General features: G+C 70.3%; 27 protein-coding genes. 9 read left to right on the forward strand and 18 right to left on the reverse strand.

Features of this window, described 5'->3' with window-relative positions; translation table 11 throughout:
- Positions 1 to 17: 17 nt before the first annotated feature.
- Positions 18 to 1,814: an acetyl/propionyl/methylcrotonyl-CoA carboxylase subunit alpha gene (locus ACFPLC_RS19200; RefSeq protein WP_191312092.1), complete on the reverse strand. Its 1,797-nt coding sequence runs from the start codon at positions 1,812 to 1,814 to the stop codon at positions 18 to 20.
- Positions 1,815 to 1,920: 106 nt separating this feature from the next.
- Complete coding sequence (locus ACFPLC_RS19205) at positions 1,921 to 2,196, reverse strand: SAV_915 family protein (RefSeq protein WP_310971029.1); 276 nt, start codon at positions 2,194 to 2,196, stop codon at positions 1,921 to 1,923.
- A gap of 114 nt (positions 2,197 to 2,310) precedes the next feature.
- On the opposite strand from ACFPLC_RS19205, the gene ACFPLC_RS19210 reads away from it, so the two are divergent.
- Positions 2,311 to 3,033, forward strand: coding sequence for a hypothetical protein (locus ACFPLC_RS19210; protein ID WP_378204086.1), 723 nt, complete (start codon positions 2,311 to 2,313; stop codon positions 3,031 to 3,033).
- 73 nt (positions 3,034 to 3,106) lie between these two features.
- Here the strand turns inward: ACFPLC_RS19210 and ACFPLC_RS19215 are convergent, their stop codons facing one another.
- Both ACFPLC_RS19215 and ACFPLC_RS19220 read right to left on the reverse strand, forming a co-directional pair.
- Entirely contained in the window at positions 3,107 to 4,459 is a 1,353-nt protein-coding gene (locus ACFPLC_RS19215) for a dicarboxylate/amino acid:cation symporter (protein ID WP_378204089.1), read from the reverse strand.
- A 100-nt stretch (positions 4,460 to 4,559) separates the two neighbouring features.
- The gene (locus tag ACFPLC_RS19220; RefSeq protein WP_378204092.1) at positions 4,560 to 5,189 is read right to left on the reverse strand and encodes a Maf family protein; all 630 of its coding nucleotides are present in this window, start codon (positions 5,187 to 5,189) and stop codon (positions 4,560 to 4,562) included.
- Between the two features lie 119 nt (positions 5,190 to 5,308).
- Here ACFPLC_RS19220 and ACFPLC_RS19225 point away from each other — a divergent pair, with 119 nt between their 5' ends.
- Entirely contained in the window at positions 5,309 to 7,168 is a 1,860-nt protein-coding gene (locus tag ACFPLC_RS19225; protein ID WP_378204095.1) for a glycoside hydrolase family 3 protein, read from the forward strand.
- Between the two features lie 136 nt (positions 7,169 to 7,304).
- Here ACFPLC_RS19225 and ACFPLC_RS19230 read toward each other — a convergent pair whose 3' ends face one another.
- The 3 genes from ACFPLC_RS19230 to ACFPLC_RS19240 form a co-directional block, all read right to left on the reverse strand.
- Positions 7,305 to 8,912, reverse strand: a complete 1,608-nt coding sequence (locus tag ACFPLC_RS19230) for a DHA2 family efflux MFS transporter permease subunit (protein ID WP_378204098.1) — start codon at positions 8,910 to 8,912, stop codon at positions 7,305 to 7,307.
- Complete coding sequence (locus ACFPLC_RS19235) at positions 8,893 to 9,519, reverse strand: helix-turn-helix transcriptional regulator (RefSeq protein ID WP_378204100.1); 627 nt, start codon at positions 9,517 to 9,519, stop codon at positions 8,893 to 8,895. The genes ACFPLC_RS19230 and ACFPLC_RS19235 overlap by 20 nt, the downstream gene beginning before the upstream one ends.
- A gap of 139 nt (positions 9,520 to 9,658) precedes the next feature.
- Positions 9,659 to 12,415: an LAGLIDADG family homing endonuclease gene (locus ACFPLC_RS19240; protein WP_378204103.1), complete on the reverse strand. Its 2,757-nt coding sequence runs from the start codon at positions 12,413 to 12,415 to the stop codon at positions 9,659 to 9,661.
- A gap of 471 nt (positions 12,416 to 12,886) precedes the next feature.
- Here ACFPLC_RS19240 and ACFPLC_RS19245 point away from each other — a divergent pair, with 471 nt between their 5' ends.
- Together ACFPLC_RS19245 and ACFPLC_RS19250 are read left to right on the forward strand one after the other, a co-directional pair.
- Positions 12,887 to 13,777, forward strand: a complete 891-nt coding sequence (locus ACFPLC_RS19245) for an LLM class flavin-dependent oxidoreductase (protein ID WP_378204106.1) — start codon at positions 12,887 to 12,889, stop codon at positions 13,775 to 13,777.
- Between the two features lie 4 nt (positions 13,778 to 13,781).
- Positions 13,782 to 14,240 carry a MarR family winged helix-turn-helix transcriptional regulator gene (locus tag ACFPLC_RS19250; protein ID WP_191312074.1) on the forward strand — a complete coding sequence of 153 codons (459 nt, stop codon included), beginning with the start codon at positions 13,782 to 13,784 and terminating at the stop codon, positions 14,238 to 14,240.
- 7 nt (positions 14,241 to 14,247) lie between these two features.
- Here ACFPLC_RS19250 and ACFPLC_RS19255 read toward each other — a convergent pair whose 3' ends face one another.
- From ACFPLC_RS19255 to ACFPLC_RS19270, 4 genes are all read right to left on the reverse strand, one after another.
- The gene (locus ACFPLC_RS19255) at positions 14,248 to 14,490 is read right to left on the reverse strand and encodes a hypothetical protein (RefSeq protein ID WP_378204109.1); all 243 of its coding nucleotides are present in this window, start codon (positions 14,488 to 14,490) and stop codon (positions 14,248 to 14,250) included.
- On the reverse strand, positions 14,487 to 14,741 hold the full coding sequence (locus ACFPLC_RS19260; RefSeq protein ID WP_378235877.1) for a hypothetical protein: 255 nt from the start codon (positions 14,739 to 14,741) through the stop codon (positions 14,487 to 14,489). The genes ACFPLC_RS19255 and ACFPLC_RS19260 overlap by 4 nt, the downstream gene beginning before the upstream one ends.
- Positions 14,742 to 15,105: 364 nt before the next feature.
- Positions 15,106 to 15,327 (reverse strand): acyl-CoA carboxylase subunit epsilon, encoded by a 222-nt coding sequence (locus tag ACFPLC_RS19265; protein WP_378204115.1) that lies wholly within the window; start codon positions 15,325 to 15,327, stop codon positions 15,106 to 15,108.
- A complete protein-coding gene (locus tag ACFPLC_RS19270) occupies positions 15,324 to 16,961 on the reverse strand; it encodes an acyl-CoA carboxylase subunit beta (RefSeq protein WP_378204118.1) in 1,638 nt (545 codons plus the stop codon). The genes ACFPLC_RS19265 and ACFPLC_RS19270 overlap by 4 nt, the downstream gene beginning before the upstream one ends.
- A 55-nt stretch (positions 16,962 to 17,016) precedes the next feature.
- On the opposite strand from ACFPLC_RS19270, the gene ACFPLC_RS19275 reads away from it, so the two are divergent.
- Positions 17,017 to 17,799: a GNAT family N-acetyltransferase gene (locus ACFPLC_RS19275; protein WP_378204121.1), complete on the forward strand. Its 783-nt coding sequence runs from the start codon at positions 17,017 to 17,019 to the stop codon at positions 17,797 to 17,799.
- Here ACFPLC_RS19275 and ACFPLC_RS19280 read toward each other — a convergent pair.
- From ACFPLC_RS19280 to ACFPLC_RS19295, 4 genes are read right to left on the reverse strand one after another with little or no spacing between them, the layout of a single operon-like run.
- Positions 17,783 to 18,433: a response regulator gene (locus ACFPLC_RS19280; RefSeq protein WP_191312066.1), complete on the reverse strand. Its 651-nt coding sequence runs from the start codon at positions 18,431 to 18,433 to the stop codon at positions 17,783 to 17,785. The two genes, ACFPLC_RS19275 and ACFPLC_RS19280, sit on opposite strands and share 17 nt — an antisense overlap.
- Positions 18,430 to 19,536: a sensor histidine kinase gene (locus ACFPLC_RS19285; RefSeq protein ID WP_378204125.1), complete on the reverse strand. Its 1,107-nt coding sequence runs from the start codon at positions 19,534 to 19,536 to the stop codon at positions 18,430 to 18,432. The genes ACFPLC_RS19280 and ACFPLC_RS19285 overlap by 4 nt, the downstream gene beginning before the upstream one ends.
- Before the next feature lie 34 nt (positions 19,537 to 19,570).
- On the reverse strand, positions 19,571 to 20,362 hold the full coding sequence (locus tag ACFPLC_RS19290; RefSeq protein ID WP_378204128.1) for an SRPBCC family protein: 792 nt from the start codon (positions 20,360 to 20,362) through the stop codon (positions 19,571 to 19,573).
- A 31-nt stretch (positions 20,363 to 20,393) separates the two neighbouring features.
- Positions 20,394 to 20,810 (reverse strand): MarR family winged helix-turn-helix transcriptional regulator, encoded by a 417-nt coding sequence (locus tag ACFPLC_RS19295; RefSeq protein WP_378204131.1) that lies wholly within the window; start codon positions 20,808 to 20,810, stop codon positions 20,394 to 20,396.
- Positions 20,811 to 20,888: 78 nt separating this feature from the next.
- On the opposite strand from ACFPLC_RS19295, the gene ACFPLC_RS19300 reads away from it, so the two are divergent.
- Positions 20,889 to 21,452, forward strand: coding sequence for a flavodoxin family protein (locus tag ACFPLC_RS19300; RefSeq protein WP_378204134.1), 564 nt, complete (start codon positions 20,889 to 20,891; stop codon positions 21,450 to 21,452).
- Here the strand turns inward: ACFPLC_RS19300 and ACFPLC_RS19305 are convergent.
- Positions 21,449 to 22,021, reverse strand: coding sequence for a TetR/AcrR family transcriptional regulator (locus ACFPLC_RS19305; RefSeq protein WP_378204137.1), 573 nt, complete (start codon positions 22,019 to 22,021; stop codon positions 21,449 to 21,451). The genes ACFPLC_RS19300 and ACFPLC_RS19305 overlap by 4 nt on opposite strands.
- 73 nt (positions 22,022 to 22,094) lie before the next feature.
- Here ACFPLC_RS19305 and ACFPLC_RS19310 point away from each other — a divergent pair, with 73 nt between their 5' ends.
- Complete coding sequence (locus tag ACFPLC_RS19310) at positions 22,095 to 23,285, forward strand: FAD-dependent monooxygenase (protein ID WP_378204140.1); 1,191 nt, start codon at positions 22,095 to 22,097, stop codon at positions 23,283 to 23,285.
- Here the strand turns inward: ACFPLC_RS19310 and ACFPLC_RS19315 are convergent.
- Positions 23,251 to 23,616, reverse strand: a complete 366-nt coding sequence (locus ACFPLC_RS19315; RefSeq protein ID WP_378204143.1) for a winged helix-turn-helix transcriptional regulator — start codon at positions 23,614 to 23,616, stop codon at positions 23,251 to 23,253. The genes ACFPLC_RS19310 and ACFPLC_RS19315 overlap by 35 nt on opposite strands.
- Positions 23,617 to 23,698: 82 nt before the next feature.
- Here ACFPLC_RS19315 and ACFPLC_RS19320 point away from each other — a divergent pair, with 82 nt between their 5' ends.
- On the forward strand, positions 23,699 to 24,550 hold the full coding sequence (locus tag ACFPLC_RS19320) for an NAD(P)-dependent oxidoreductase (RefSeq protein ID WP_378204146.1): 852 nt from the start codon (positions 23,699 to 23,701) through the stop codon (positions 24,548 to 24,550).
- Complete coding sequence (locus ACFPLC_RS19325) at positions 24,547 to 25,296, forward strand: SDR family NAD(P)-dependent oxidoreductase (protein ID WP_378204149.1); 750 nt, start codon at positions 24,547 to 24,549, stop codon at positions 25,294 to 25,296. The genes ACFPLC_RS19320 and ACFPLC_RS19325 overlap by 4 nt, the downstream gene beginning before the upstream one ends.
- 39 nt (positions 25,297 to 25,335) lie before the next feature.
- Here ACFPLC_RS19325 and ACFPLC_RS19330 read toward each other — a convergent pair whose 3' ends face one another.
- Positions 25,336 to 26,112, reverse strand: a complete 777-nt coding sequence (locus tag ACFPLC_RS19330; protein WP_378204152.1) for an NAD(P)H-dependent oxidoreductase — start codon at positions 26,110 to 26,112, stop codon at positions 25,336 to 25,338.
- Positions 26,113 to 26,122: the final 10 nt, after the last annotated feature.

Genomic DNA, 26,122 nt, shown 5'->3' on the forward strand with positions numbered 1-26,122 from the left:
ATCGGTCACGAACCGCGCTACTTGATCTCCAGCAGCTGTGTGCCCTGCGTCACGGCGGCGCCGACCTCGACCGCCAGGCCGGTGACGGTGCCCGCTTTGTGCGCGGTGACCGGGTTTTCCATCTTCATCGCCTCGAGGACGACGATCAGCTCGCCGGCTTCGACCGTCTGGCCCTCTTCGACGGCCACCTTGACGATCGTGCCCTGCATCGGCGCCGTGACGGCGTCGCCGCTGACCGCGGCCTTGGTGCCGCCGGCCCGCTTGCGCGGCTTGGCCTTGACGGCGGTGCCGCCGCCCCCGCCGCCGCCTTCGAGCGCGAACCCGCCCGGCAGCGAGACCTCGAGGCGCCGCCCGCCGACCTCGACGACGACGTTCTGCCGCGGTTCTTCTTCGGGCGTCTCGACGTCCGGCGCCACGAACGGCTCGATCCGGTTGTCGAACTCCGTCTCGATCCAGCGCGTGTGCACGCTGAAGCCGTTCTCGTCGCCGATGAACGCGGGGTCGTTGACGATCACGCGGTCGAACGGCAGCACCGTCGCCATGCCCTCGACGACCATCTCGTCGAGCGCGCGGCGGCTGCGCTCCAGCGCGTTGTTCCGGTCCGACCCGGTGACGATCAGCTTGGCCAGCATCGAGTCGAACTGCCCGCCGATGACGCTGCCGGATTCGACGCCGGAGTCGACGCGCACGCCCGGCCCGCTCGGCGCGACGAACTTCGTCACCGTGCCCGGCGCGGGCAGGAAACCGCGGCCGGCGTCCTCGCCGTTGATGCGGAACTCGATCGAGTGGCCGCGCGGCTCGGGGTCCTCGGTGATCCGCAGCTTCTCGCCGCGCGCGATGCGGAACATCTCGCGGACGAGGTCGAGCCCGGTCGTCTCCTCCGACACCGGGTGCTCGACCTGCAGCCGGGTGTTGACCTCGAGGAAGGAGATCGTGCCGTCGGTGGCCACGAGGTACTCGACCGTGCCGGCGCCGTAGTACCCGGCTTCCTTGCAGATCGCCTTCGCGGACTCGTGGATGCGCTTGCGCTGCTCGTCGCTCAGGAACGGCGCGGGCGCCTCTTCGACGAGCTTCTGGTGGCGTCGCTGCAGCGAGCAGTCGCGCGTGCCGACGACGATCGCGTTGCCGTGCATGTCGGCCAGCACCTGCGCCTCGACGTGCCGCGGCTTGTCGAGGTAGCGCTCCACGAAGCACTCGCCGCGGCCGAACGCCGCGACCGCTTCGCGCGTGGCCGATTCGAACAGCTCGGGGATCTCTTCGCGGGTGCGCGCGACCTTCAGGCCGCGGCCGCCACCGCCGAACGCGGCCTTGATGGCCACGGGCAGGCCGTGCTCGTCGGCGAACGCGACGATTTCGGCGGCGTCCTTGGCCGGCTCCTTCGTGCCCGGCACCAGCGGCGCGCCCGCGCGCATGGCGATGTGGCGGGCGGTGACCTTGTCGCCGAGGTCGCGGATGGCCTGCGGGCTCGGCCCGATCCAGGTGAGCCCGGCGTCGAGGACGGCCTGCGCGAAGTCGGCGTTCTCGGAGAGGAAACCGTAGCCGGGGTGCACCGAATCGGCGCCCGACCGCTTGGCCGCGTCCAGCAGCTTGTCGAAGTTCAGGTAGCTCTCGGCGGCCGTCGTGCCGCCGAGGGCGAAGGCTTCGTCGGCCAGCCGGACGTGTGGCGCGTCGCGGTCCGGGTCCGCGTACACCGCGACACTGGCCAAGCCAGCGTCCTTCGCGGCTCTGATGACGCGTACCGCGATTTCGCCACGGTTGGCGACCAGGATCTTGGTCACCGGACCACCCGTGGTTTCGCCGACCTGCTCGGCCACCCCGCACCTCCTGCGTCCGACAGCTGCATTGCTGACCGCCCACGCGGCATCAGGGAAGTCTACGGATATGACGTCGCGAGTCTCTTGAGTGAGAGGTGAACCACGCTCAGACGTGGTGGCGCAGCTCCTCGGGCAGCGGCGAATCGAGCACGATCACGTCGTACGGGTTGGCGGAGTGCACCTTCGGCAGGTGCTCGGTGTTCACCAGCACCCACGGCTGGTGCTCGCCGCAGCAGTCGATCAGCCGGTCCAGCGCGGTGAAGGCGACCAGCGCGGTGCGGCCGTCCGGCGTGCGGCGCAGCTCGATCGACGCGCCTTCGGCCTCGGGGTCGACCGGGCCGGTCGGGAGGTACAGGGCGGGCGGCAGGTTCGGGTTCGTCACCGGGACAACATAGACGGACACTTTCCGCTACTCGTGACCCCGTGGGGTTGAACCCACCACATCGTGCCGGGGCGCTGCCGACACGCGGTCGCGAAGCGGCTTACGCTCTGCTTCATGCGGACTACGGCAGCGCGGACGCCTCGGTCGGCGCTGCTCACCGCGGTGCTGGCCGCGGTGATCACCGTGGGCGCGATCGGTGCGGTGTTCCTGCTGCGGCCGCGCCCCGAGGCCGCTCCCGGGCTCGCCGAACCCGCCGCCACCCCGGTGCCACCCGCGGTGACCTGCGGCGGCGGCCCGTGCCGCCAGCTCGCGGCCGTGACCGTCGGGGGCACCCCGGTGGTCCTGCTGACCGACTCGGCCGGCGGTTCGGCGCGCCTGCGCGTCGGGCCGGAGCCGGGCACGGTGTTCGAGCTGTCGATCGCCCAGCTGGGCGTGCGGCTGGACCAGGACTCGCTGCGCTGCATCGACGGCCCGTCCCCGGCCTGCCTCGTCCGCGGCGACGTCGGCGAGGACGGCACGACCGCGTACGGCGAGCTGCTCGTCGGCAGCGGGGGCGTGTGGCGCGACCCGGGCAAGCCGTTCTACGCGGACGCCGGGACGCTGTCGCTCTACGACGTCACGGCCGACGCGGTCCCCGACGTGATCGTGGTCCGCCACGACTGCCCGGACGCCGCTTCCGGCACCCCGAAATGCGTGGCGGCCCCGGTGCTCGGCGAGGTGTACGACCTGGCCGGCCGGTCGGTGGGCTGCACGCGGCGGGTGACGTCGCCGTCGGACCTGCGCGGCTGGCCGGACATCCGCCTCACCCGCGCCGACCTCCGCGCCTGCCCCTCCTAAGAGCATCACTTTCACGTGAAAGTGACCCGGAGGGGCGGCCTCCGGATCACTTTCCCTATGAAAGTGCAGCGGGTCAGGCGGGGGCGGGTTCGGCGTGCCGGGCCGAGGTGCCGTCGTCGCTGTGCTCGGGGCGGTCGGTGGGGGCGTTGAGGACCTCGTCGTCGAGGAGGCCTTCGCTGCGCGCCACGATCGTCGGCACCACGATCTGGCCCGCCACGTTCGTGGCCGTCCGCATCATGTCCATGATCGGGTTGACCGAGTAGATCAGGGCCAGGCCCAGCGCCACCTGCTTGGCGTCCAAGCCGATGAACGACGTCGTCAGCGTGAACGCCGTCAGCCAGCCCGTGGTCCCGGCGGTCGCCAGCGCACCGACCACGGCCACCACCACGATGCCCACGTACTGCCAGAAGTTCAGCGACACCCCGGCCAGGTTCGCCACGAAGATCGCCGCGATGGCCGGGAACACCGCCGCGCAACCGTCCATCTTGGTCGCGCTGCCGAGCGGGGTCGCGAAGGCCGCGTACGCCGGCTGGACGCCGAGGTTGACCGCCGACTGGCGGGTCAGCGGCAGCGTCGCGGCCGAGGACTGCGAGGCGAACGCGAACTGGATCGCCGTGCCGGCCTTCGCGAAGAACTTCAGCGGGCTGACCTTCGCCACGAACTGCAGCAGGATCGGGTAGACGACGAACAGCACGAGCAAGCAGCCGACGTACACCGCGAGCGTCGTGGAGAACAGCGGCCGGAACAGCGCGTCGCCGTAGTTCGACACCGCCGCGCCGATCAGGCCGATGATGCCGATCGGGGCCAGCCGGACGATCCAGCCGAGGTAGCGCTGGATGATTTCGAACACGCTGGTCGTGAAGTCCACGAACGGCTTGGCCTTGTCACCGAGGCTGTAGGCCGCCGCGCCGATGACCAGCGCGAGGAACAGCACCTGCAGCGTCTCGCCGTCGGAGAACGCTTTCACGAAGTTCTCCGGCAGCAGCCCGTTGACGAAGGCGTCCCACGAGCCCCAGTGGTCGACGCTCTTCGCTGCCTTGTCGGCGTTCTTGGCGGTCGCCTCGACGCCGCCGAGCCCGCCGGCGCCCGGGTTGAAGATCCGGCCGACCGCGATGCCGATCAGCGAGGCGATGAACGACGTGATCGCGAACCACAGCACCGTCTTGCCGCCGAGGCGCGCGGCGGTGCGGCCGCCGCCGAGCTTCCGGAGACTGTTGATGCCGACCACGATCGCCGTGAAGACCAGCGGGATCACCGCGATCTGCAGCAGCGTGGTGAAGATGGTGCCGATCTGGTCCAGGAGATCGGTCAGCCAACCGGCCTCGGTCTGCCGCGCGACGACACCCAGCAGGGCGCCGACGACGAGCGAGCCGAGAACCGCGGCCGCGAACACCCGCGGCTTGGTGTATGTCCGTACGAAAGACACGGGGCGACTCCGGTGCTCGAAAGTGTCTGGTCTTGCCGGGTAAAGAGAACGTCAGGCAAGGGAGCACTCTTCCGGATCACCCGATGGTGTGGTGTCTTTCTCAGGATGCGGGAGGCTGCCAGAGATCCACGACACCCACGCCGACCTCGGCCAGCAGCCGGCGGGTCAGCGGCAGGCTGATTCCGATGACGCTCGTGTGTCCGCCGTCGAGCCCTTCCACGAACCAGCCGCCCCGGCCGTCGATCGTGAAGCCGCCGGCGACGTTGAGCGGCTCGCCGCTGGCGACGTAGGCGTCGATCTCGTGCTCGCTCGGCGTGCCGAACCGCACGGTGGTCGATTCCCAGCCGGCGGTCTCCTTCGCGCGCGTGCCGCCGTCGAGCCGGACGACGGCGTGCCCGGTGAGGAGTTCACCGGATGTCCCCGCCATCGCGGACCACCGCTGGCGCGCGACGTCCGGCGAACCGGGCTTCCCGACCATCTGCCCGTGGATCGAAAGCATCGAATCGCACGCGACGACGACGGCGTCCGGGTGCGCGGCGGCGACCTGGTCGATGACCGCCTCGGCCTTGGCCGCGGCGAGGGCCATGACCAGCTCGGACGGCGACGGATCGGTGAGCGACGCGGCGACCGCGTCCTCGTCGACACCGGAGACGAACACGGCGGGGTCGAGGCCCGCGGCGCGCAGGAGGGCGAGGCGGGCGGGGGACTGGGAGGCGAGGACGAACTGCACGACTGAAACTTACTTGACCAGGCGGTCGTGACCGAATTGTGACCGGCGTCACTCTGCAGGAGAGCTAATTTGTTTTGGCTCGCAACTTATGGATCGACGGATTGTCACGGAGAGAACACATGCCGCTCCTCCGCACCACGAGATCACTGCGCGCCACTCGAACCAGTGTCCTGGCGGGCCTGCTGCTCGCCGGCACCGCCTTCGTCCCGATGGCGTCCGCCACCGCGACGCCGCTGTACCAGAACCCGCGCGCTTCCGTGTCCGACCGCGTCACCGACCTGATGGCGCGGATGACGCTCGACGACAAGGTCGGGCAGATGACGCAGGGCGAGCGGGGCTCCGCGACGCCCACTCAGGCCGCCGCCGCCCGGCTCGGGTCCGTCCTCTCCGGCGGCGGTTCGACACCCACCCCGAACACCCCGCAAGCGTGGGCGGACATGATCGACGCCTACCAGCGGGCCGCGACGTCGACCGGCCTCGGCATCCCGATCATCTACGGCTCCGACAGCGTGCACGGCCACAACAACGCCTACGGCGCCACGATCTTCCCGCACAACATCGGCCTGGGTGCCGCGAACGACCCGGCGCTGGTCCGGCAGATCGGCGCCGTGACCGCCCAGGAGACCGCCGCCACCGGCGTCAAGTGGGCCTTCGCGCCGTGCCTGTGCGTGGCCCGCGACGACCGTTGGGGCCGCACGTACGAGTCCTTCGGCGAGGTTCCCGCCAATCCCGTGGCGAACTCCGTGGTGATCGAGGGCCTGCAGGGCAGTTCGCTCGCCGCCCCGGCGTCGGTCCTGGCCACGGCCAAGCACTTCATCGGCGACGGCGGCACCACCGGCGGTGTCGACCAGGGCAACACCCAGATCAGCCTCGACGAGCTGCGGAAGATCCACCTGCCGCCGTTCCAGGCCGCGATCGCCCATGGCGTCGGCTCGGTGATGATCAGCTTCAACAGCTGGAACGGCGTCAAGGACCATGGCAACAAGTTCCTCATCACCGACCTGCTCAAGGGCGAGCTGCGCTTCTCCGGCTTCGTGGTGTCCGACTGGAACGGCATCGACCAGATCGACGGGCAGGCGGGCTTCACCGCCGCCGAGGTCAAGCAGGCCGTCAACGCCGGCATCGACATGGTCATGGTCCCCAACGACTACGCGAAGTTCGTCAGCACGCTGAAGGCCGAAGTCCTCAACGGACACGTCCCGATGTCGCGCATCGACGACGCCAACCGGCGGATCCTCACGAAGAAGTTCGAACTCGGCCTGTTCGAGCACCCGTACACCGACCGCTCGCTGCAGCAGGACTTCGGCAGCGCGGCGCACCACGCGCTGGCGCGGCAGGCGGCACGCGAGTCGCAGGTGCTGCTGAAGAACGACGGCGTGCTGCCGCTGGCCAAGGCGGACAACCGGATCTTCGTGGCCGGCAAGAACGCCAACGACATGGGCAACCAGGCGGGTGGCTGGACGCTGACCTGGCAGGGCCAGAGCGGCGAGCGGGTCATCCCGGGCACGACGATCCTCGACGGCATCAAAGCGGGTGCCGGGAAAGGCACGGTGGTGACCTATGACCGTGCGGGTGGCGGAATCAACTCGAGCTACAAGGTCGCCGTCGCCGTGGTGGGCGAAACGCCGTACGCCGAAGGGCAGGGAGACCGGCCGGGCGGAGTCGTCCTCGACGCCGAAGACGTCGCCCTCATCGGCAAGCTGAAGGCCTCGGGCGTGCCGTTGGTCGTGGTGACGGTTTCCGGACGGCCGCTGGACATTTCCGCGCAGCTGCCCTCGATCCGGGGCCTGGTCGCCGCGTGGCTGCCCGGCTCGGAGGGCGCGGGTGTCGCGGACGTCCTCTACGGCGACTACAACCCGACCGGGAAGCTGAGCTTCACCTGGCCGAAGAGCGCTTCCCAGCAGCCGATCAACGCCGGCGACGGCAAGCAGGGCCTGTTCCCGTACGGGTACGGCCTGTCCTACAGCCGCCGCCACTGAGCGGGTGGCTCGTGAGTGGGAAACAGGGTTAGAACACTGTTTCCCACTCACGACCAGCCGCGGCAGACCACCGCTCCCGCGGTCCGTGCAGGCCCCCGATCCGGTACCCGACGCCGGAACGGGGGCCTGCGCGGTGCTACGCCGCGGCCGCTTCGGGCACCGGGGCTTCCCAGCGCGGCTTGACCCGCTGCATCACCGCGGCGGAAATCACGCCGAGCAGGAGCACGCCCATCGGCAGCAGCATCGTCACGCGGGCCGCGTCGGTCAGTCCACTGTGGACCGCCGTGGTGGCCAGCTTTCCCGCCTGCGCGGCGATCTCCGCGGGCAGCCCCGGCATCGGCGCCGGGCCGCCGGCCGAGCCGAACTCCCCGGTGCTCGCCGCCGCGTGCGCGATCCCCTCGGCGAACGGCGCCCGGTACGGCTCCGGCAGCTGCGCGGCCGCCTTCGTCGCCTCGTCCGCGATGGACGCGCTGATCCGCGCCTGCAGCAGCACGCCGATCGCCGCGCTGCCGAGCACCCCGCCCACCTGGCGCGCGGTGTTGAAGATGCCGGACGCGGTCCCGGCCAGCCGCGGCTCGACCGAGCCCATGGTCAGGTTGCTCATCGGCGAGAAGATGCAGCCGATGCCGAGCCCGCACACCAGCAGCGCCGGGACGAACGACCACGCGTTGCTGTCCGGCGTCGCCTGCAGCGCGATGATCCCGAGCCCGGCCGCGAGCGCCGCCAGGCCGAACATCACCAGGTACTTGCCGTTCACCTTGTCCGACGCGCGCCCGACGAACGGCGCGATGATCCCGGACAGCAGCGACATCGGCGCGGTGAGCAGGCCGCCCATGGTCGGGCTAAGTCCGAGCACCGACTGGATGTAGATCACCAGCGGCAGGAACATGCCGGTCATCGCGAAGCCGACGGTGGCCGCGGTGAGCGTCCCGGCCGAGAAGTTCCGGTTCGAGAACACCTGCAGCGGCAGCAGCGGCTCCCGCTTGTTGAAGCGCTGCCACACCAGGAACGCGATCATCAGCACCACGCCGGCGCCGATGATCTCGAACACCGTGATGCCGCCGAAGACCGTGCCCCAGTCGTACTGCTGGCCGTTCTGGACGCCGAACACGATGCACAGCAGCGCTGCGCTCGAGAGCACGATCCCCAGCAGGTCGAACGAGTGCGAGTGCTTCGGCTGCCAGTCCGGCACCAGCAACAGCGTGAGCACGACGGCGACCGCACCGATCGGCACGTTGACGTAGAAGATCCACTCCCAGCCGAAGTGGTCGACCAGCACCCCGCCGAGCAGCGGGCCGGCGATCGTCGCCAGCCCGGCGACACCGCCCCACATGCCCATCGCCGGGCCGCGCTTGGCCGGCGGGAACAGGTGCGTGATGAACGCCAGCGTCTGCGGCGTCATCAGCGCGGCGCCGAGCCCCTGCACGGCCCGCGCGGCGATGAGCATCTCGGCGTTGCCGGACAGGCCGCACCACAGCGACGCGCCGGTGAACACGATCAGCCCGGCGAGGAACACGCGCTTCGGGCCGAACCGGTCACCGAGCCGGCTGGTGAACAGCATCGGCACGGCGTAGGTGAGCAGGTAGACGCTGATCACCCAGACGATCGAGTTCAGCCCGGCGCCCAGTTCGCGCAGCATGGTCGGGATCGCGATCGACACGATCGTCGTGTCGAGCAGGATCATGAAGAAGCCGAGGCACAGCGCGCCCAGCGCGGCCCACGGGTTAGCTTGTCTTGCGTTCATCGTCGTCTTCCCTGGTGATGAGCGTGAGCTTGGGTTGTCCGTTGTCCTTGAAGGCGATCCGCCCGGACCGCAGGTCGTCGTGGAGCCGTTCGGTCCACTCGAGCTCGAACTTCCGGTGGTCGCACTGGTAGCGCCAGTCCAGCCAGTAGATCGGCGGCGTCTCGTCCTCGGCCAGCCGCTGCAGCACCGCCTCGTCGCCGGCCACCGCGGCACGCAGCCGGGTGATCCGGTGCTCGAGCTCGATCAGCGAGGCTTCCCGCCCCAGTTCGTCGATCACCCCGAGCCCGGACAGGTAGGCCGGGAACTCCGTGGCGAGGTCGCCGAGCAGTTCGCGGGCGCGCTGGGTGAACTCGTCCAGCCCGGTCTGGGTCATGCCGTAGACCGTCCGTTCGGGCCGCCGTCCGTCACGTTGGGTGTCGACGACCTCGATGAGTCCGTCCCGCAGCAGGCGTTCCACGGTGTGGTAGAGCGAGCCGGCCTTCACGTTGACCCGCATGTGGACGTACCGCTCGCGCATGAGCTGAGCCATCTCATACGGGTGCATCGGCCCCTCGTGGAGCAGCTCCAGCACGGCGATGCCGAGCGGGGTCAGCTTGGGCGAGGCCATGATGAGATCCCTCCACGTCGTTTATTCCACGTGGACTATACGGGGTGGGCTAGGGGGTGGTCCACGGTCATTCTTGTGACGGTCCGTACACAGCGTGCAGGCCCCCAAGCTCTCGTCATGGGGGCCTGCACGGCGTCTCTCAGAACGGCCAGTCGGCCTTCTCGCCCCGCTCGAGCAGCGGGATCATCCGGAAACCCTGGTCGGTCAGGCCGCCGAAGGTGTGCCGGTGCCCGCTGCCGGACGGTGCGTGGCCGGCCCGGTAGCCCGCGAGGTTCCAGGTGTACAGCGGCACGTGGGCGGGCAGCGCCTGCCCGACGTCGCCGTACGCGGCCTGCTCGTCGGTGAGGATCACGACGCGGTCGTGGTTCGCGAAGTGCTTCTTCACCGCGCCCGCCGTGTCGGTGCCGCCGCCGATGAAGAACCCGCCGGACTTCCAGCGCTCGACGTCGCTCAGCAGCGACCCGCCCCGGCGCAGCTTGAACACCTTGGTGCCCTGCCGGTGGTCCCAGTAGCCGTCCGAGAACGACACGACGTCGGCCTTCGCGCAACGCCGGCCGAGCGCCAGTCCGAACACCGCGGCCGCGTCCCAGCGCATCAGGCTGCCGTCCTTGCTGAACCGGTCGTTCATCGACGCCGACGTGTCGACGAGGACGAGCGTCCGGCCGGCCAGCACCGGCACGTTGGCCAGCGCGTGCGCGATCGTTCGCTCGAGCGCCCACGCCCACCGCAGCGACGGCGCCGCGCGGTAGGCCGCGAGGAACCGCATCGGCAGCTGCCGCGACTTGGCGACCTGCACCGGGTCAGCGAGGCGCTCGGCGACCCGCTGGGCGACCTCGTCCGAGACGCCGGCCTCGTCGAAGTTGCGAAGGTTCCGCAGGCAGTTGCCGGTCACCACGCCGTTCGCGACGAAGAGGTGAGAAGGACCGACGGTCACGCAGTAGGCCCGGACCTCCCCGGCAGCCTCGATCGCGACAACCCGATCGAGGGTTACCGAGGGGTCGTACCCGTGCATCTCGCTCGCTGCGGGAGCAACGTGCGCCAGACCGGCCGCGGCGCGGGCAAGAGCCGCCGCCTTGTACCCGATCCGGAGGTCGAGGAGCTCGGCAAGGCGACGGACTCCCACGGCGCGGCTCACTTCGACGGTGAACAGCGGGTGTCGGCCGATGACCTCGCGCCCGGCGATGAGGCTCTTGCCGGTTCGTGGAGCACGTTCGACGATCCTCGACGGGACTCCCAGGCGAAGTAGCGCGTCCGCGACCTGACCGGCGAGCCGTCGGCTGACGGTCGCGTACTCCACTGAGGCGTGGTACGTCTCCTTGGCGTTTCGGCGCTCTCGCACACAGCCGTCCGTGTCGATGAGCCCGGAGAGCACTCCGATCCAGAACTCGCGGCTGAACGCGCGATCCGGAAGGGCCTTCACCTCGGCTCGCTTTCCCCAGACTTCGTAGGCGCGCAGCACGTCGGCCAGCGGGTTGCGGCGCCAGCGGGCGAAGGGGAACCGCATCCGGACGATCTTGCCCCTCGGGTACTCGCGCACCCCACAGCCGTGCTTGCCGGCGTAGTCACGCATGAAGGCACAGGCGCCATCGGCCGGGTCACCGTGGAACTCGGGCGTCACGGACGTCATACCGCCGTCGCCGAGCATCGCTCCGACGAAGTAGCCGTCCCAGGCGTCGCCCTCGGTTCCGAAGTACGACGCACTGAGCGGAGCCGGGATGCGGTCGCCGACTACGAGCTCGGCCGTCGTCGTCCACTCCCACGCCTGTCGGCCGCGAGCCCGCTGACGGACCCAGCGGTGATCGTGCGTCGCCGTGATCTCACGACCTGATGCCAGGCGAACCGTCGACGCGGGGCGTGAACCGGCGTCGATCCAGTCCGACGGCACCGTCGGAACCAGGCGGCCGACGGACCGCTCGCGCGGCTGCTGACCAGGGCCGTAGCGTACCGGGCGCGTGTCCCAGGGACGGTCGTAGGCGAGGACCGGCAAGCGACGGTGCACCACTTCCTCGATCGGAGCCGTGGTCCCGTCCGGGAGCCAGACCGGGGTGCCCTCGGCGAGACAAGCCATGTAGCCCATCGACGGGATCAGCGCCTCCCAGACACGCGCGTCCAGCGGGCCCTGCAGCCACCCGGCGACGGACTCCCACGTCATGCCCGCCGCGCGCAGCACGTCCGCGGCGTCGGGCCGGGTGAACAGCGCCCGACGGCGATCGGCGTCCCAGGACAGCAGCTCGGCGCGGGCGCGCAGGGTCGCCAGGGACTCCGGGATCGCGTTGCCGCGGTCGTGCCGCTCGTCGAGGATGTGCTTGAACAGCTCACCCCCGCCTGCCGGGTGGGTCAGCTCGAGGACGTCGGCGAACCGGAACGCCCGCGCGGCGGAGTCCCACTTGGCGTACGACCGCTCGTCGTAGAGCTTCACCGCGGCGTCGGCGATCCCGCGCTTGACCGGCTTCGGCACGGCGCGGCCGTGCACAGACGTCCAGTACGCGAGCAGCTCACCGGGCTCGTCGGCCCGCTGCAGCACGTCGGCGACGACCTGACGGCTCAGGCCGTCGAGGCCGGCGTCCCGGCGCGCCTTGGCGAACTCGGCCGCGCCGACGAGCGACGCCGTGCGCAGGTTCGCGCCGGAGCGCAGCCAGCGCAGGAACCGGGCCGTCCACTGCGGATCGTCCAGTGTGGACTGGCGGACCAGCTCGGCGTAGCGCGTGTCGCGCGTGTCCGCGGACTCGTAGAAGGCGTTCTCGCCGACCATGTTGGCCACCGCGAGCAGGAAGAGCTCGGACTTGGTGTCGCGCGCGTAGCCGGCACCGCCCTCGTGGGTGACGGTGGACGGCGTGGCCTCGCCGCGGACCGGAGAGGTCGCGGCGGGCGCTCGTGCGGTGTTGAACTTGCTCATTTCTCCCCCTGTTTTTTTGGAGGGAGCCACGGCCACAGCGATGCCCGAGATCGAAGTCGGTGAAGGTTCACAGCTGCTCTAGGCCACTGAGCTACCGGACCGCAGGTGTGGTCCGGGAGGGATTCGAACCCCCGACCTGCCCATTAGGAGTGGAAGTAACCCTCGCCTGCGCACCGGGCACCGGTGTGGCCGTGGCTCCCGAGATCGGTGACGCACCGGGAGTGCGGATGAAGTTGGGTGCCCGAGGTCTCGGGTGGAGAAGGTGCGTTGACCGGCCATGGCCGGTTCCTGGATTCGAACCAAGTGATACCGAAGTAACCTTCCCCGTCGCACCGGGCGGAACCCAAGGTAGCAAGCGATCACCGGGGGTGCGACCGGTTTTCCGGGCGCGGCTCCGGCCCCGCAACGCAAGTAGTTCGTATCAAGAACTACCTGTGATATGTTCGTAGTACGAACTAACTGGGAGGAATCATGACGTACTTCGGCATCGGTGTGTCCACGGCCGTCACCGCCGTCCCGGACACCCTGGAACTTGCCGTCCGGGCCGACCGCGGCGGGCTCGACCTCATCACCGTCTCCGATCACCCCTACCACGCCGACCGGCTCGACGCGTACGCCGAACTCGGTGTCCTGCTCGGCAGGACCGAACGCATCTCCGGCCTGGTGAGCGTCACCAACCTGCCGACGCGGCCGGCGTCGATGCTGGCCCGCACGGTCACGAGCCTGTCCGCGCTGACCGGCGGCCGGATCGTGCTCGGCATGGGCGTCGGCGGGCTGTGGGACGACATCGCGCGGCTCGGCTTCACGAAGCTGACGCCGGGGCAGGCCGTCCGGGCCTTCGAGGAAGGCATCCGGCTCGTGAAGCTGCTCGGCGGAGGCGGCGATCCGGTCACCTTCGACGGCGAGTTCTACCAGGTCACCGACCTCGAACCCGCCGCGGTGGCGATGCCGCCGGTGTGGACCGGGTCCGTCGGGCCGAAGTCCCTGTCCGTCACCGGGCGGGTGGCCGACGGGTGGATGCCCGGGCACGCCGCCGACTGGCTCAGCGAGCGGTACCGGACGTCCCGGCCGCTGATCGACAAGGCCGCCGTGGACGCCGGGCGCGATCCCGCCGAGATCGCCACCGTCTACAACTTCCCGGGCCGCATCACGGCGGAGCCGCTGGCCAGGACCCGCACCGGCGACGGCCGCTGGATCGGCGGCTCGCCGGACCAGTGGATCGAGGAACTCACCGGCGCCGTGCTGGAGCACGGCGCCGCCGGGTTCGTGCTCTTCGGGCCGGGTGGCAGCACTCCCGACGCCGTCGCCACCGCGCGCTGGGCGGAGGAAATCGTGCCCGCGGTGCGGGAAGCCGTAGGCTGATCGGATGGGGAAGAGCGGGGCGGACCTCGGTGTGGTGGCGGGACTCGTGCGGGCGTCGTTCCTGGTGAACGCCGTCTACGCCGAGTCCGCCCGTGAGTACGGGCTGACCGTGCAGCAGGGCCAGCTGCTGTGCGTGCTGATGGGCCGTCCGTACGGCATGGGCGACCTGGGCGCGACGCTCGGCCTCGAAAAGTCCAGCCTCACCGGCCTGGTCGACCGCGCGGTCCGGCGCGGGCTCGTCCGCCGCGAGCCGGACCCGGACGACCGCCGGGCGGTCCAGGTCCTGCTGACCGGCGAAGGCAGCGAGCTCGCGGAGGACTTCTACGCGGCAACGTGCCGCCGGGTCGACGAGCTCGCCGCGAGCCTGAGCACGCCGGAGCGCGACCGGCTCGCGGCGTTGCTGGGCACGATCGTGCGGGACAACGAAGCCCCGACGGTGTTTCTCGACGCCCTTCAGGCCTGAGGCGCCGTTATCGGTGTCGGCGCAGCAGTGACGGCAGGAACCGGCCGAGGATGAAGGTCAAGCGCCGATGCGCTGCCAGCTGATAGGCGAAACGACTCCCGGCATCGATGACCTCGGCCTGTTTCTCCGGTGGGGCTTTGCGCTGGCCTTCGAGGGTGACGTCCTTGGCGGCTTGGGTGTCGCGGCGGCAGACGGAGGCCCAGGCGAGCGCGACTGCGGTGACGGCCATGGCCACCGCGATGATGGTCATGTCGGTCTCCGGGCCGTGCTCGCCCGCACCGATTCGAGCGGTCGCCCGGTATCGGTGACCGTCCAGAACGTCCAGCCGTTTCGGTTGTTGTGGATGTCCGGCTTGACGTGTCGCACGACGGCCATGGCCGCTCCGCTCGGCGATTTGAACGCCTGGCCGGCCAGGGGACCGTCAGTGATCCTCAAGTGGTGTGTCCGCAGGTCGAAGATCCCCTTGGCGATGTGGCCGTCGTAGGAGGCATGGACCTCCAACTGGTCACTGCGTGAAACTTGCTCAGGCGCGGAACGTCCGCCTTGAGCGAAAGAATCGAGCAAGCGGTCGATGACCGCCGCTTCGGAAGTATGCCATGCCGACTGCAGCAGACGGATACGCCCGACAGCCTCGCTTGAGACCTCAATAAAGCTATTTTCGCTCATCACTGCCTTCTTCGCCGCACTTCAGGCCTACGTCACAGGCCTAAGGGAGGAGTGTAGCAGCTTTGAGAGCTTTTTAGCACTCTGCTGAAGGGTCGGCTGGACTGCGGAGGTCTACAAGCACCCGGCAACCAGGTGGTCAGCGTGCAGCTGAAAGGGACCCGCCTCCGCGCCGTGAGGGGATACTAAGCGCCGCTCAGTCTCAGGCCTGAGGCAAACCCGAAGCGCGCCAAGCACCTTCGCCGGGGTGAAGCGGCCGACGCAGCGAAGCAGCGTGGTCACCCCACCACGACGTACGCGGCTTCGGCTTCTCCGGCGCTTTCGCGACCGACGCCGCGGCGACGACCGCCGTCAGCGCCGCCAGTTCAGCGTCGCTCGGGTTTCCGCGGACCACCCTCAGCAGGGGACGGCTCTCCTCGCTCACAGCGGGATGTTCCCGTGCTTCTTGGGCGGCAGCGACTCCCGCTTGTTCCGCAGCAGCGACAGCGCCCGCGCGACGTGCCCGCGGGTGTGCGCCGGCACGATCACCGAGTCGACGTACCCGCGCTCGGCCGCCGCGTACGGGTTCAGGAGCGTGTCCTCGTACTCCTGGATCAGCTCGGCGCGCAGCTGGTCGACGTCGCGACCCTCGTTGGCCGCGTTGGCCAGGGTCTTGCGGTGGACGATGTTCGCCGCGCCCTGGGCGCCCATCACCGCGACCTGCGCGGTCGGCCAGGCCAGGTTGATGTCGGCGCCGAGGTGCTTCGAGCCCATGACGTCGTACGCGCCGCCGAACGCCTTGCGCGTGATGATCGTGACCAGCGGGACCGTCGCCTCCGCGTAGGCGTAGATCAGCTTCGCGCCGCGGCGGATGATGCCGTTCCACTCCTGGTCGGTGCCCGGGAGGAAGCCCGGGACGTCGACGAAGGTGAGCACCGGGATGTTGAACGCGTCGCAGGTGCGCACGAACCGCGCGGCCTTCTCGGACGCGTCGATGTCGAGGCAGCCGGCGAACTGCGTCGGCTGGTTGGCCACCACGCCGACGCTGTGGCCGTCGACGCGGCCGAAGCCGACGATGATGTTCGGCGCGAACAGCTCGTGGACCTCGAGGAAGTCGCCGTCGTCGACGACCCGGGTGATCACCTCGTGCATGTCGTACGGGGTGTTCGGCGAGTCCGGGATGATCGTGTCGAGCTCGCGGTCGGCGTCGGTGACGTCGTCGAAGAACCCGGGCCGGTCGGCCGGCGGGTCGAACACCGGCGCGTCGGACAGGTTGTTCTGCGGCAGGTAGGAAAGCAGTTCCTTGACGTAGGCGATCGCGTCTTCGTCGTCGGAACCCAGATAGTGCGCGACGCCGGACTTCGTGTTGTGGGTGCGGCCGCCGCCGAGCTCCTCGAAGGTGACGTCCTCGCCGGTGACCGTCTTGACCACGTCCGGGCCGGTGATGAACATCTGCGAGGTCTCGTCAACCATTACGATGAAGTCGGTCAGCGCGGGGGAGTAGACGTGGCCGCCCGCGTTCGCGCCCATGATCAGCGAAATCTGCGGGATGACGCCGGACGCCTTGACGTTCCGGTTGAAGATCTCGCCGTACAGGCCGAGCGAGACGACACCCTCCTGGATGCGCGCGCCGCCGCCCTCGTTGATGCCGATGATCGGCCGGCCGGTCTTGATGGCGAGGTCCATCACCTTGACGATCTTCTCGCCGTAGACCTCGCCGAGGCTGCCGCCGAAGACGGTGACGTCCTGGCTGAACACGCACACCGGGCGGCCGTCGACGGTGCCGTAGCCGGTGACGACGCCGTCGCCGTACGGGCGGTTCTTCTCCTGCCCGAAGTTGGTCGAGCGGTGCCGGGCCAGCTCGTCGAGCTCGACGAACGAGTTCTCGTCGAGCAGCAGCTCGATGCGTTCCCGCGCGGTTTTCTTGCCCTTGGCGTGCTGCTTCTCCACCGCGCGGGCCGAGCCCGCGTGCACCGCCTCGTCGTACCGGCGGTACAGGTCGGCCAGCTTGCCGGCCGTGGTGTGGATGTCCGGTTCATCCTCGGGCGGCGTCCCGAGCGGCTCCGTCGCACTGCTCATGCCACGGGAGCTTAACTACTTGTGGGTCACTTGGCGTGTGGCGTAGGCAACGTCCGTGGAGATCCGGAACCTGACCGCCGCCGACCTGCCCGCCTGCTCCGCCCTGGCCGAGTCCCGGTCGTGGCCGCGCGAACCACCGAAGTGGGCCCTGCTCCACGAGGTGGGGACGGTGTTCGGGATCGACGCCCCGGACGGCCGCGGTCTGGCCGCGACCTGCGTCCTCGTGCCGTTCGGTCCGGTGGCGTCGATCTCGATGGTGCTGGTCGCGCCGCGGTACGAGCGGCGGGGGCTGGGCCGGGCGATCACCGCGCACGCGGTCGCGGCCGCCGGTGACCGGGTGGTGTGGCTGCACGCGTCGAAGCTCGGCCGGCCGCTGTACGAGTCGATGGGGTTCGTGGTCGACGGCGGGTGCCAAGGTCACGTCGGGCGCTTTGCCGACGATGGCGGGGTCGGTGCTGTCCCCGGGGCGTTGCCGGAGGTGCTCGCGCTGGATCTCGCGGCTCACGGTGCCGATCGGCGGGCGTTCCTGCAGCGGCTGGGGACGCCGTTCGTGGTCGATGGCGGGTTCGCGTTCGGAACGGACATCGGGCACGTGACGGTGGTCGGGCCGGTGGTGGCGGACTCGGAGGAGCAGGCCAAGGCGCTGATCCGCGGGGTGGCGCGGACGGTTTCCGGCGAGGTGCGGGTGGACCCGGACTTCCGGTTCCCCGCGCTCACGGCGTGGGTCCGGGAGCGCGGGCTGGTCCCGGGTGCCCTGGCGCCCCGGCTCGTTCTGGAGGGCCGCTCGCTGCCCGGCGACGCCTCGATGCGGTTCGCCCCGTTCACGCGGGCGGTGTAGGGCGGACCAGTCCCGACTCGTACGCCGCGATCACCAGCTGGGCGCGGTCGCGGGCCGCGAGCTTGTGCAGCAGCCGTCCGATGTGGGTCTTCACCGTGGCGATGCCCAGGTGGAGGCGAGCCGCGATCTCGTCGTTCGACAGGCCCCGCGCGATCAACGTCAGCACCTCCTGCTCGCGGGCCGTCACCCCGTCCAGGCGGGTCACCGGGCCCGAGGGCAGGCGGGCGAACTCCGCCACCAGCCGCCGGGTCACCGAGGGGGCCAGGAGGGCGTCGCCGGAGGCCACCACCTCGATGGCCGCCAAGAGGTCGGCCGGGCGGGTGTCCTTCAGGAGGAAGCCGCTGGCGCCCGCGCGCAACGCCGAATACACGTACTCGTCGAGGTCGAACGTCGTCAGCATCAGGACGCGGACGTCGGTCTCCGCGCAGATGCGGCGGGTGGCTTCGATGCCGTCCATCTCCGGCATGCGGACGTCCATCAGCACCACGTCCGGCCGCTCGACGCGGGTCAGGGCCACCGCCTCGGCGCCGTCGGATGCCTCGCCGACCACCTCGAGGCCCGGTGCGCTGTCGACCAGGACCCGGAAGCTTCCGCGCAGCAGGGCCTGGTCGTCGGCGATCAGGACGCGGGTCATCGGGCCGCCGCCGGTTCTCCGTAGGGCAGCCGCGCGAAGACGCGGAAGCCGGCTTCGGCGGGGGCCGCGGAGAATTCCCCCTCGTAGACCGCGACGCGCTCGCGCATCCCGATCAGCCCGTGCCCCGGCACGGCTTCGCCGCCGCGGCCGTCGTCGAGCACTTCGATGGTCACCTCGCCGTCGCCGCCCGTGACGTGGATGCGGCACGTTGTCGCGGCCGCGTGCTTGACCACATTGGTCAGTGCCTCCTGGACGATCCGGTACACCGACTGGCCGACTCCGCTCGGCAGCTCGGTCAGGCCGTCGACGACCAGGTCGACGGCGGGGCCCGCCTGCTGCGCGCGTTCGGCGAGCGCCCGCAGGTCGGCGAGCGACGGCGCGGGGGCCAGCGCCGGGACGCCGGTGCCGTCGCGCAGCACGCCGAGCATGCGCCGCAGCTCGGCCAGGGTCTCGCGGCTGGTGTCTTCGATGACGCGCAGCGCGTCGCGGGCCTGGTCGGGCTGCTCGAGGGCGACGTGGTTGCCGACCGCCGCCTTCACCGCGATCAGGCTCATGCTGTGCGCGACGACGTCGTGCATCTCGCGGGCGATCCGCAGGCGCTCGGCCGAAACCGCTTCCCGGGCGTGGTTTTCCCGTTCGATCGCGGCGTATTCGCGGCGGCCGTGGACCGCGATGCCGAGCGCGAAGCCGACGATCAGCGCCGACGCGCCGAAGTTCACCGTCGTCGCCGTGCTCGGGTTCGGCACCGAGACACCGACGAGGCCGACCGCGAGCAGCCCGGCCGCCAACCCGACCCGCGAAGCGCGGCTGCCGCGGCTCACCACGAACGTGTAGAGCGCGCAGCCGGCCGACACGACGGCGACCGCCAGCACCGGCCCGCCGATCGGCACCGCCGCCGCGGTCAGCACCAGCGAAAGGATGTAGGCGGGCCGCGGCCACCAGCGCCGCAGCACGATCGGTCCGGCGCTCAGCACGAGGATGGTCCAGCCGAGCCAGCCGGGCAGCCACGGCGGCAGCGACCACGCGCCGGCGGCGAGGTTGCCGCCGGCCGCCACGGTCAGCACGAGGACGGCCAAGACGTCCAGGACGACGCGAATGCGCATGAACCGACCGTAATGCGGACCTTCCGCCCGCGCGTCAACCTTGGGTCGGATGCTCCGCGTAATGCTTCTTCACGGCTTCGACGCGCTCGGGCGGCCAGCCGGGGAGGCTGACGCCGTGGGTGGCGGCGAACAGCCGGTCGAGTTGTTCGTGCCGCCGCGCCAGCTGCGCCGGGACGTCGTCGCCCGCCGGTTCGGTGAACTCGACGCGGGTGCCTTCGCGGGGGTCGTGGACCAGCTGCCAGCCGGATTCGTCCGGCAGCAGCGGCCGGAGTTCGCCGAGGGGTTTCCAGCCGAGGTCGCGGCGGAAGCGGATCGTGCCGTCGCCGAGGACTTCGCCGTCGGCAAGGCCGAATTCCTCCACATAGGACACCATCCGCTCGTGCCACCGCTGCGGCTGCTCGAACTCCTGCCCGGCCAGGCGCGCGGCGAGCGCGTCGAGGCAGACGTCCCAGCCGGCGGCGGTGCGGCCCCCGGCCAGCTTCGCGATGGCCGGGTCACCGCGGCCGAAGGTGTGGGTGAACTCCAGGAGGCTGCCGTCGCCGTCGGGGGAGATCAGCCAGCGCAGCGTGTCGTCGTTCCAGACGAAGGTGAACTCGCGGGGCGGCTCGACCGTGACGACCTGCCCGGTCGTCGTGCTGTCCTCGCCGGGGAAGGTGAACCGGATCGCGCCGCCGGTTCGCAGCTCGACGTCGACCTTCGCGGGGAACCAATGCGCGAGCTCGGCCGGATCGGTGATGGCGTGCCACACCTTCTCGGGCGCGTGCTTCAGGCGGCGTTCCAGCCGGAGCACCGGGCGTTCGCCGTCGGTCTGCAGTTTCGCGGGCATGCGTGCATATAACCACTGAGGCATATAAGGGTCAAGCGCCGCGGACGGCGGAGACGGCGTCGGCCAGCTCCGGGTCGCTCGCGGCCTTGTCGAGCGCGGTCCGCAGCACCGCGTTGTACGTCGGCTCGGTCTCGGCGTAGCGCTTGCGGCCGGTGTCGGTGATCACCGAATAGACGCCGCGGCGGTCGTCTTCGCACAGGTCGCGGATGGTCAGGCCGGCGTCTTCGAGCCGGGCGCACATCCGGCTGACCGAGCTCTGGTTGAGGCCGATCGCGTCGGCGAGTTCCTGCATCCGCAGGCCGCCGCGGGGGCCCGCGACCAGCTTGCCGAGTGCTCGGTACTCGGACAGGCCGAGCCCGTGGCGGCGCTGCAGGGCCTTGGCCAGTTCCTGTTCGACCCGGGCGTGCAGCACGAGAACGCGCCCCCAGGCCTGTTCGTCGACGGTCATTTTTCGGCCTCCTCTTGACGTCAGGATAGTCCAGGGAGAGTATTTATATGTACATGCAAGTACATCGAAGGGTGAGACATGAGCGATCGCAGCTTCCTGTTCCTGGTGGGTGCCGCGCGGGCCGGGGGCAACACGGAAATGCTGGCCCGCCTGGCGGCCAAGGAGCTGCCCAAGGACGTCGAGCAGCGCTGGATCCGGCTGCCCGAGGTGCCGCTGCCGCCGTTCGAGGACCGCCGGCACGGCGCCGGTTCGCACCCGGAGCCCGGCGAGAACGAGCAGCTGCTGATGGACGCGACCTTCGCCGCGACCGACATCGTCATCGTGTCGCCGGTGTACTGGTACTCGGTCGCGGCGAGCGTGAAGCTCTACCTCGACTACTGGTCGGGCTGGATGCGGCTGCCGGTGGAGTTCAAGCCGCGGATGCGCGGCAAGACGCTGTGGGGCGTGAGCGTCCTGAGCGAGACGCCGCGCGAGGCCCAGCCGCTGATCGGCACGCTGGAACTGTGCGCGGAGTACCTGGGCATGAATTGGGCCGGGGTCCTGCTCGGCAACGGCAGCCGCCCGGGTGACGTGCTCCTGGACGACGATGCGACGGCGGCCGCGCGAACGTTCTTCGCCGGCGCCCAGCTGGTCACCGCCTAGGGGAGGACGTCCTTCGCGACCAGGCGCAGGCCGCGGACCAGGTCGGCGCCCGAGGGGGCGTGGCCCGGGTCGATCAGCCACTGGAGCATCACGCCCGAGAGCAGGGCCTGGTGCACCGTGCCGGCGGCCCGGGCTTCGGCGCTTCCGTCGTCGAGGTCCTGGAGGAGGTGGGCCAGGCCGTGCCGGGCCTGCTCGACGGCGTTCGCCAGCTGGGCGCGGACGTGCTCGTCGAGGTCCGGCTGCGAGCAGGCCTCGAAGCTCACCGCCCACATCCGGCGGTGCTCGCCGAACGACTCGATCACGCGCTGCCAGATCAGCTCGAACCGCTCGGCCGGTGCCGCGCCCGGCGGCGTCTCCACCTGCAGCGTCTTCGCCAGCGTTTCGCCCCACTCCTCGTTCGCCTCGATCAGTGCGGCGTTGAGCAGCGCCTCGCGTGAGCCGAAGTGGTAGCCGATGGCCGCCATGCTCACGTTCGCCGCCGAGGCCAGGTCTCGCACCGTCGTGCGGGCGTAGCCCTTCTCGTACAGACAGCGCTTGGCGCCGGCCAGCAGTGACTCCTTGTTGCCCATGTCCGGAGTCTAGCACGAACGCCTTAGGCAAACGCCTTGCGCGATCGCCCAAATCGGGATTACGGTTCTCGGCATGCAGAACAGACGAGTCCTCATCTCCGGTGCGAGCGTCGCCGGCCCCGCCCTGGCCTTCTGGCTCCGCCGTCACGGCTTCACGGCGACGGTCGTCGAACGCGCTCCCGAACTGCGCGACGGCGGCTACGCGGTCGACTTCCGCGGTGCGTCCCTTCGTGTTCTCGAGAGCATGGGCCTGCTGGAGGCGATCGAAGCGGCGGCGACCCGGATGGGCGACGTGACCTATGTGGACAGTGCGGATCGGCCGCTGGTGGTCACGCCCGCGACCTACCAGAGCGGCGAACTGGAAATCCTGCGCGGCGACCTCGCGCGCATCCTGTACGAGGAGACGCGTGACGGGGTCGAGTACGTCTTCGGCGACTCGATCACCGGTATCACCGAGCACGGCGACGGCGTCACGGTCACCTTCGCCCACGGCGAGCCGCGTGAGTTCGACCTCGTCATCGGGGCCGACGGGCTGCACTCGAACGTGCGGTCGCTGGTCTTCGGCGACGAATCCCGGTTCCGCCACGACCTCGGCTACTACGTCTCGATCTTCACCGTGCCGAACCACCTCGGCCTCGACCGCGCCGGCCGGTTCTACAACGAGCCGAACCGGACCGTCGGCGTCTACAGCGCGCGGGACAACACCGAAGCGAAGGCGCTGTTCTGGTTCGGCTCGGACCGGCTGGACCACGACCACCGCGACGTCGGGCAGCAGCGCCGGATCGTCGAGGAGACCTTCCGCGACGTCGGCTGGGAGACTTCGACGCTGCTCGAAGCCATGCGGGAAGCGCCGGACTTCTACTTCGACTCGGCGAGCCAGATCAAGCTGGACTCGTACGCACGCGGGCGCGTCGCGCTGGTCGGCGACGCCGGGTACTGCGCCGCGCCGCTTTCGGGGATGGGCACGAGCCTGGCGATCGTCGGCGCGTACGTGCTCGCGGGCGAGCTCGCGGCCGCCGGCGGCGACCACACGGCGGCGTTCGACGCCTACTCCCGCGAGATGCGCGGGTTCGTCGACGTCTGCCAGAAACTCGCCGAGGGCAACGGGAAGTGGTTCGTCCCGCCGACGCGCGGGTGGCTGCGGTTCCGCAACCTGAACTACCGGCTGCTGCCGTACCTGCCGTGGCGCAAGCTGATCGAGGAGCTGCCGCTCAAGGCGGGCAACGCGATCACGCTGAAGCAGTATGCGGTGGCGCCGGCGTGACGCCGCGGCGCTTCGCGATGCCGGCCATGTTCTCCTCACCCCAGTCGCCCAGCGGCAGCAACGCGGTGTTCAGCCGCTGACCCAGCTCCGTCAGCGAGTACTCGACCTTCGGCGGGATCTCGTGGAACACCTCGCGGTGCACGATCTCGTCCGCCTCCAGCTCCCGCAGCGCCTGGATCAGCATCTTCTCGCTGATCCCCGCGACCTTCCGCTTCAGCTCGCCGAACCGCAGCGGCTGGGCGTGCAGGGCCCACAGGATCAGCGCCTTCCACCGGCCGCCGATGACGTCGACGGCCGCGTCCAACCCACAGCGGTACGTTCGTGGCTGCATCCAGGATCCTTACGTTTTGGTGGGTACCTGACTTATTAGTCGGTACTTGGCCAGTGTAAAGCGCGCCCGCAGCATGGAAGCCATGGGAGAAAGCAAGAAACAAGTGGGCGTACTCGGCCTGGGGCGGATGGGCACCGCCCTCGCCGGGGCGCTCCTGGGGGCGGGACACGACGTTTCGGTGTGGAACCGGTCGCCGCTGAAGGCGGGACCACTGCTCGACCGCGGCGCCCGGCTCGCGGCCACGCCCGCGGAGGTCGGTTCGGTGGACGTCGTCCTCAGCTGTCTGTCCACTTATGACATTCAGCAGCCGGTGCTCGAGGCCGCTGCGCCGAAAGTGCTCGTCAATCTCACGTCCGGGACGCCGGAGCAGGCGCGCGGTGTCGCTAAGTGGGCCGCGTCCGAAGGCATCGACTATGTGGACGGCGTGATCATGGCCGTGCCGCAGGGCATCGGGACGCCGGCGGCGCAGGTGCTCTACAGCGGCAGCGAGACGGTGTTCGCGGCGCAGCGCGACGTGCTGGAAGTGCTCGGAGCACCGGTGTTCCTCGGCGAAGACGCGGGGCTGGCGGCGCTGTACGACCTGGCGCTGCTCGGCATGATGTGGTCGACCATGGCCGGCTACCTGCACGCGCTGGCGCTGGTCGGGACCGAGGGCGTCACGCCGGCGCAGTTCGCGCCGATGGCGTCGGCGTGGCAGTCGGCCGTCGGCGGGTTCCTGCCGGGCATCGGCGAGCAGGTCGCGAGCGGGAACTACGAGACCGACGTGTCCGCTTTGGACATCAACGCGGCCGGGCTCGCCCTCCTGGTGGAGACGAGCCGTGCGCAGGGGATCAGCCCGGCGGTACCCGCCGCGCTGCAGGAATTGTTCGACCGCACGGTCGCGGCGGGCCACGGCTCGCACGCGATCGCCAGTGTCATCGAGGAGATCCGGTGAAGTACCTCGGGAAGAAGGCCGTCGTCACCGGCGGCACGCACGGAATGGGGCTGGCGGTGGTCCGCGCCCTGCTCGACGGCGGCGCGGAGGTGCTGCTGACCGGCCGGGACGTCTCGCCGCTGGAAGGGAAGCTGCCGGGCAAGGCGCACCTGCTGTCGTCGGACGCGGCCCGCCTCGACGACGTCGCCGAACTGGGTGCGGTGGCCGCCGACACGCTCGGCGAGCTGGACCTGGTGTTCATCAACGTCGGCTTCTCGACACTGACCCCGTACGAGGACGCGACACCGGAGCTGTACGACCGGACGTTCGACATCAACACCAAGGGCGCGTACTTCACGGCCCGGCGGCTCGCCCCGCTGGTCCGCCCCGGCGGCTCGTACGTGTTCACGACGTCGGTCGCGGCCGAGGCGGGGATCGCCGGAATGGGCCTGTATTCGGCGGCGAAGGCGGCGGTGCGCTCGTTCGCCCGCACGTACGCGGCCGAGCTGGCCCCGCGTGGGATCCGGGTGAACGTGGTCAGCCCGGGCTACACCGACACGCCGACGATGGGCGTCACCGGCGTGCCGGACGAGGTGCTGGCGGAGTTCAAGGAGATCGGCGACGAGATCACCCCGCTGAAGAGGCACGCCACGGTGGAGGAAGTCGCGGCGGCGGTGCTGTTCTTGGCCTTCGAGGCGACGTTCACCACGGGAGCCGACCTCCCGGTGGACGGCGGGCTGGGGCAGCGCCTCACTCTGCCCGCGTGAGGTGCGCGCCGAGGGCGGCGGCGCTGGGTGCGCGGTGCCTTACCTTGTCCAGGTGAGGTGCGCGCCGAGGCCGGTGATCCCTGGGGCTCGGTCGGGGCGCAGGACCAGATCTTCGTCGTAGTCGCCGCCGTTCTGCGGGCGGAAGGGGATCGGGTCGGTGGTTTCCATGGCCCGCAGGCGTTCGCGCAGCCGGTCCCGTGCCTCGGCGAACTCGTTGTCCGGCAGGCGATCGGCGCCGTACACCGCGACCGGCGGGAGCACCGACATCCCGGCGTAGAAGAGCGTCCCGTGGTGTAGCGGGAACAGGACCTCGTCCAGTGCGCCGTTCACCCCGCGCGGCCCCATGGCCGGCTCGCGGGCACCCGCGGTGAGCACCACCATCGCGCGCTTGCCCGCGAGCGGTCCCTCGCCGTAGCGGAGGGTCCGGCCGTCCTCCGCCCTGATGCCGTAGCCGAAGCCCTTCACGAAGACGCGGTCGAACCAGCCCTTGAGGATCGCCGGCAGGCCGTACCACCACAACGGGAACTGCACGACGACCGCGTCCGCCCAAGTCAGTTTTTCCTGCTCGGCCACGATGTCCGGGCTCAGTTCGCCGCGCGCGTGCGCCCGGGCCGACGTCGCGCCGACGACCAGCCGTTCGTCCCCGGCTTCGGCGCCGAAGTCCGCGGCGTCGACCACCGGGTTCCACTTCATCGCGTACAGATCCGATTCCCGAACGTCGTGACCGAGCTCGCGGAGCGTCCGGAGCCCATCGTCACGGAGAGCCCCGCTCAGCGAACGCGGCTCGGGATGCGCGAATACCCACAACACGTTCATGCCTTCGATG

This window comes from Amycolatopsis plumensis, assembly GCF_042652605.1.
Lineage (GTDB): Bacteria > Actinomycetota > Actinomycetes > Mycobacteriales > Pseudonocardiaceae > Amycolatopsis > Amycolatopsis plumensis.

Bases quoted from the DNA above. Each gene is read 5' to 3' on its own strand.
- ACFPLC_RS19210 (WP_378204086.1), top strand. From the start codon at position 2,311: ATGCGGACTACGGCAGCGCGGACGCCTCGGTCGGCGCTGCTCACCGCG.
- ACFPLC_RS19225 (WP_378204095.1), top strand. From the start codon at position 5,309: ATGCCGCTCCTCCGCACCACGAGATCACTGCGCGCCACTCGAACCAGT.
- ACFPLC_RS19230 (WP_378204098.1), bottom strand. From the start codon at position 8,912: ATGAACGCAAGACAAGCTAACCCGTGGGCCGCGCTGGGCGCGCTGTGC.
- ACFPLC_RS19235 (WP_378204100.1), bottom strand. From the start codon at position 9,519: ATGGCCTCGCCCAAGCTGACCCCGCTCGGCATCGCCGTGCTGGAGCTG.
- ACFPLC_RS19240 (WP_378204103.1), bottom strand. From the start codon at position 12,415: ATGAGCAAGTTCAACACCGCACGAGCGCCCGCCGCGACCTCTCCGGTC.
- ACFPLC_RS19245 (WP_378204106.1), top strand. From the start codon at position 12,887: ATGACGTACTTCGGCATCGGTGTGTCCACGGCCGTCACCGCCGTCCCG.
- ACFPLC_RS19250 (WP_191312074.1), top strand. From the start codon at position 13,782: ATGGGGAAGAGCGGGGCGGACCTCGGTGTGGTGGCGGGACTCGTGCGG.
- ACFPLC_RS19255 (WP_378204109.1), bottom strand. From the start codon at position 14,490: ATGACCATCATCGCGGTGGCCATGGCCGTCACCGCAGTCGCGCTCGCC.
- ACFPLC_RS19270 (WP_378204118.1), bottom strand. From the start codon at position 16,961: ATGAGCAGTGCGACGGAGCCGCTCGGGACGCCGCCCGAGGATGAACCG.
- ACFPLC_RS19280 (WP_191312066.1), bottom strand. From the start codon at position 18,433: ATGACCCGCGTCCTGATCGCCGACGACCAGGCCCTGCTGCGCGGAAGC.
- ACFPLC_RS19285 (WP_378204125.1), bottom strand. From the start codon at position 19,536: ATGCGCATTCGCGTCGTCCTGGACGTCTTGGCCGTCCTCGTGCTGACC.
- ACFPLC_RS19290 (WP_378204128.1), bottom strand. From the start codon at position 20,362: ATGCCCGCGAAACTGCAGACCGACGGCGAACGCCCGGTGCTCCGGCTG.
- ACFPLC_RS19295 (WP_378204131.1), bottom strand. From the start codon at position 20,810: ATGACCGTCGACGAACAGGCCTGGGGGCGCGTTCTCGTGCTGCACGCC.
- ACFPLC_RS19300 (WP_378204134.1), top strand. From the start codon at position 20,889: ATGAGCGATCGCAGCTTCCTGTTCCTGGTGGGTGCCGCGCGGGCCGGG.
- ACFPLC_RS19305 (WP_378204137.1), bottom strand. From the start codon at position 22,021: ATGGGCAACAAGGAGTCACTGCTGGCCGGCGCCAAGCGCTGTCTGTAC.
- ACFPLC_RS19310 (WP_378204140.1), top strand. From the start codon at position 22,095: ATGCAGAACAGACGAGTCCTCATCTCCGGTGCGAGCGTCGCCGGCCCC.
- ACFPLC_RS19315 (WP_378204143.1), bottom strand. From the start codon at position 23,616: ATGCAGCCACGAACGTACCGCTGTGGGTTGGACGCGGCCGTCGACGTC.
- ACFPLC_RS19320 (WP_378204146.1), top strand. From the start codon at position 23,699: ATGGGAGAAAGCAAGAAACAAGTGGGCGTACTCGGCCTGGGGCGGATG.
- ACFPLC_RS19330 (WP_378204152.1), bottom strand. From the start codon at position 26,112: ATGAACGTGTTGTGGGTATTCGCGCATCCCGAGCCGCGTTCGCTGAGC.